Annotated in this window: 4 protein-coding genes and 1 pseudogene; 1 reads left to right on the top strand and 4 read right to left on the bottom strand. The window is 63.3% G+C overall.

What is annotated here, in order from left to right:
- Nucleotides 1-687: CorA family divalent cation transporter (locus EN964_RS26240; RefSeq protein ID WP_127276913.1), on the top strand; the 687-nt coding region annotated here is incomplete at its 5' end.
- 17 nt (nucleotides 688-704) lie between these two features.
- Here the strand turns inward: EN964_RS26240 and EN964_RS26235 are convergent.
- The 4 genes and pseudogenes from EN964_RS26235 to EN964_RS26220 form a co-directional block, all read right to left on the bottom strand.
- Nucleotides 705-1,391, bottom strand: a complete 687-nt coding sequence (locus EN964_RS26235; protein ID WP_127271665.1) for a glutathione S-transferase family protein — start codon at nucleotides 1,389-1,391, stop codon at nucleotides 705-707.
- 9 nt (nucleotides 1,392-1,400) lie between these two features.
- Complete coding sequence (gene rarD / locus EN964_RS26230) at nucleotides 1,401-2,330, bottom strand: EamA family transporter RarD (RefSeq protein WP_127271670.1); 930 nt, start codon at nucleotides 2,328-2,330, stop codon at nucleotides 1,401-1,403.
- A gap of 83 nt (nucleotides 2,331-2,413) precedes the next feature.
- The gene (gene cimA, locus EN964_RS26225; RefSeq protein WP_206517190.1) at nucleotides 2,414-4,036 is read right to left on the bottom strand and encodes a citramalate synthase; all 1,623 of its coding nucleotides are present in this window, start codon (nucleotides 4,034-4,036) and stop codon (nucleotides 2,414-2,416) included.
- Nucleotides 4,033-4,393: pseudogene (locus EN964_RS26220) on the bottom strand (prolyl aminopeptidase); the annotation flags it as partial. The gene cimA and the pseudogene EN964_RS26220, both read right to left, overlap by 4 nt.

Here is a 4,393-nt window from a genome sequence, read left to right as displayed (position 1 = left end):
GGCGGGCTTGGCCATTTCCGCTTCGCGCTCAACGACACGATGCTGGTCGGCGCCCGCAAGCAACCGCTGCAGTCGGTCGACAACATCCGCAAGGCGATCGAGAATGGATCGCGCAAGTTCCGCTCGCCGGCCGAGTTGATCGAGGCGGTTGTCGGCCAGTCTTTTGACGGCATGGTGGCTGAACTTGCGGCACTCGGCGACAGCCTCGACGGGATCGAGGATCGCATCGTCTGCGACGCATGGCACAATGAACGGCAATCCCTCGTCGACGCGCGCCGGCATCTGGTTGTGATCCACAGGCAGATGGCGACGTTGACCAATCTGTTTCGCCATCTCGACCACTCGCACCGTAACGACCTGCCCGACAGCATCAACGACATGGCCGCGCGTCTTTCGCACAGGGCGCAGACGCTGCACTATGATGGCGAACAATTGCAGGCACGCGCCCGGCTGTTGCAGGACGAGCTTATGGCCAAGCTGACGACGCAGTCGAACCGGCTGCTGTACGTACTGTCGGTGATGACGGCGGTGCTGTTGCCAATGACCATCATCTCGGGCCTGTTCGGCATGAATGTCGGCGGCTTGCCGCTGGTCGACACGCCAATGGGCTTCTGGGTGGTGACGGCGGTAGCGATGGTGATCGCGGGCGCGACCTATCTCTTTGTCAGGCGGCTCGGACAGATGTAACGCCCGCCCGGCGACTTTCACGCCGAGGCGCGAAGATCCTCGATGACGGTGCCGGCGGCGGCGGCTTCCGCTTCGTGGTCGGGCTCGCGCCAGGTCTCGGCCAAGCCAGCCGCATACCATTCGCGCATCGCCGGCAGGGCAAGCAATTGCGCTGGATAGGCTGCAGCCGCACCCTCGAAGGAGAGCCCATAGGACTGGGCGCGGAACGCCACCGGGGCAAAGAAAGCGTCGACGGCGGTAAAATGAGCGCCGGCCAGAAACGGCCCGCCGAAACGGGCAAGGCCATCGTTCCAGAGATCGCCGAGGCGAAAGATGTCCTGCTTCAGCGCATCGGACATCGGGAATGGCTTTACGCGCACGCCGCAACTCATCGGGCATGCCCCGCGCAATGCGGTGAAGCTCGAATGCATCTCGGCGGCGGCCGAGCGTGCCCAGGCGCGCGCCTTGGCCTCGACAGGCCACACGCCATGGTGGCGTTCGGCCAGATATTCGACGATGGCCAGCGAATCCCAGACCGCCCAGCCATCGTCGATCAGGCACGGCACGCGGCCGCTCGGCGAGAAGGGCCGGTACAGATCCCAACTCGATGCGGTCGGGAATGGCGTCAGCCGTTCCTCGAACGGGATGTTCAGCTCTCGCATCAACACCCAAGGCCGCAGCGACCATGAGGAATAATTTTTGTTGGCGATATGCAGCAGGTACATAGGGGATCCTTACCTTGCAGCCGGCACCGCCGGCCGGATCTCGCGGCCACGGAACATCGACCAGGAATACATCGCGAGCGCTGTCCAGATCAGGCCAAAGGCAATCGCCTGGGTGGTGCCGAAAGGCTCGTCGAAGATCAGCACGGCGATCAGAAACACAATGGTCGGCGCGATGTACTGCATGATGCCGATGGTGGACAGCCGCAGCAGCCTCGCGCCGAACGCAAACAGCAGCAGCGGGATCGATGTGACCGGACCGCAGCCGATCAGCAATGCCGTATCGGTGCCACTGCTGGATAAGATGTGGTCCTGTTCGGTCGCGATGAGATAGACGATGTAGCCAAGCGCCGGCACCGACAGCAGAAGGACTTCGAGCAAAAATCCCTGGCTCGGTCCGATCGGCAGCGTCTTGCGGAAGAAGGCGTAGGCGGCGAAGGAAAACGCCAGCGCCAGCGACACCCAGGGCAGCTTGCCGCCCTCGACGGTCAGCACGGCGACTGCGACGGCCGCCAGCACCACCGCCGCGATCTGCAGCCGGTCGAGCCGCTCGCCAAGCAGCAGCGCGCCGACGACGACGTTGACCAGTGGATTGATGTAGTAGCCGAGCGCGGTTTCGACGGTGCGGTCGACAGCGATCGCCCAGACATAGATGCCCCAGTTGACCGAGATCAGCGCCGCCGTCAGCGCGGCCATGGCGATGGTGCGCGGCGAGCGCAGTGCCGCCTTGAAATCCGCCATGCGGCCGGCCCAGATCAGAACGGCGGCGGCGATCGGCACCGACCAGACGATGCGATGGGCAATGACTTCGGCGAGCGGCAGATGAGCGACCGCCTTCATGTAGAAGGGCAGCAATCCCCACAGCAGATAGGCGCCGAGCGCCAGCAGAAAGCCGCGCCGGGCCTTGGAATCCGCGTCCAGGGTAATTGCTTCAGTGGCCATGGGCCAACGCTATGGCCCAGTCACCTTGGCAAGACCATCGCAAAGTTCTGATGGATCAATGGACTTTCGCTGATGGTTCAACCCTATTCGGCGGCCACCAGTCCGGCCATCTCGCGGTTCTTCATCAGCTTGTAGACGATGGAATCCATCAGCGCCTGGAACGAGGCGTCGATAATGTTTTCGGAAACGCCGACCGTCCACCAGCGCGCGCCGGTGCCGTCATGCGATTCGATCAGAACGCGGGTGATCGCCTCGGTGCCGCCATTGAGGATACGCACCTTGAAGTCGGCCAACTCCATGTCGGCGATCTCGCCCTGAAATTTGCCGAGGTCCTTGCGCAGCGCGATGTCGAGTGCGTTGACCGGGCCATGCCCCTCGGCCACCGACATCTTCTCCTCGCCGTCGACCACCACCTTGACGATCGCTTCGGAGACCGTCTTCAGCTGGCCGTTGGCGTCGAAGCGGCGCTCGACCATGCAGCGGAACGAGGTGACGTTGAAGAACTCCGGCAGGCCGTGCAGCATCTTGCGTGCCAGGAGCTCGAAGCTGGCATCGGCGCCCTCATAGGCGTAGCCCTCGGCCTCGCGCTCCTTGACCACTGATATCAGCGCGTCGAGCCGGTGATCGTCCTTCGGCACCTCGATGCCGCGCCGCCTCAACTCGGCGAGGAAATTGGCCTTCCCGCCCTGGTCCGAAACCATGACGCGGCGGCGGTTACCGACCGTTTCCGGGGGTACATGCTCATAGGTCGCCGGCTCCTTGGCCAGCGCGGAGGCATGGATGCCCGCCTTGGTGGCGAAAGCAGAGGCCCCGACATAGGGCGCTTGCGCTTCCGGGGCGCGGTTCAAGAGTTCGTCGAAGGCGCGGGACAACCTGGAAATGCCTGTCAGCGCCTCAGCCGAAATACCGGTGTCGAAACGATCGGCGAAGGCCGGTTTCAACGCCAGCGTAGGCACGATCGAGATCAAATTGGCGTTGCCGCAGCGCTCGCCGATGCCATTGAGTGTGCCTTGGATCTGGCGCACGCCGGCCTCGACCGCGGCAAGCGAATTGGCGACCGCCTGGCCGGTGTCGTCATGGGCATGGATGCCGAGATGATCGCCCGAAATACCTGATAAAATAACCTTCTCGACGATGGCGCGGACTTCCGATGGCTGCGTGCCGCCATTGGTGTCACACAGCACCACCCAGCGCGCGCCGGCATCATAGGCGGTCCTGGCGCAGGCCAGCGCATAATCGGGATTGGCCTTGAAGCCGTCGAAAAAATGCTCGCAGTCGACCAACGCCTCCTTGCCGGCGGCGATCGCCGCCTCGACGGAGGCCTTGATGGCGTCGAGGTTCTCCTCATTGGTGCAGCCGAGCGCGACACGGACATGGTAGTCCCAACTCTTGGCGACGAAGCAGATGGCATCCGACTTGGATTGCACGAGTGACGCAAGGCCGGGATCGTTGGAAGCCGACGCCCCAGCCCGTTTGGTCATGCCGAAGGCGACGAATTTGGCGCGCGACGTACGTTTCTCCTGGAAGAAGGCGGTGTCGGTCGGATTGGCGCCGGGATAGCCACCTTCGACATAGTCGAGGCCAAAAGCATCGAGCAGTTTCGCGATGGCGATCTTGTCCTCGACGGAAAAGTCGATGCCAGGGGTCTGCTGGCCATCGCGCAATGTGGTGTCGAAGAGATAGAGGCGCTCGCGGGTCATGGTCATTTGCCTGCAAACTTGTCCGTCGCGCGGATCAGCCGATCCAAAATCCCCGGCTCCGAATAAGCATGACCGGCGCCCTCGATCAGGTGGAAATCCGCCTTTGGCCAGGCCTTGTGCAGCGCCCAGGCATAATGCGCCGGGCACGGCATGTCGTAGCGGCCATGGACGATGGTGCCGGGAATGTCAGCCAGCTTGTGCGCGTCGCGCAGCAACTGCCCTTCCTCCAGCCAGCCGGCATGGACGAAATAGTGGTTCTCGATGCGGGCAAAGGCGATGGCATAGTCGTCCTGCCCAAATGGTCCGCTGGTCTCCGGCTCGGGCAAAAGCGTGATCGTTTCGCCTTCCCACAAGCTCCAGGCG

Source organism: Mesorhizobium sp. M7A.F.Ca.CA.001.10.2.1 (assembly GCF_003998575.1).
Classification (GTDB): Bacteria; Pseudomonadota; Alphaproteobacteria; order Rhizobiales; family Rhizobiaceae; genus Mesorhizobium.
This window is presented reverse-complemented; position numbering and strand designations above follow the sequence as displayed.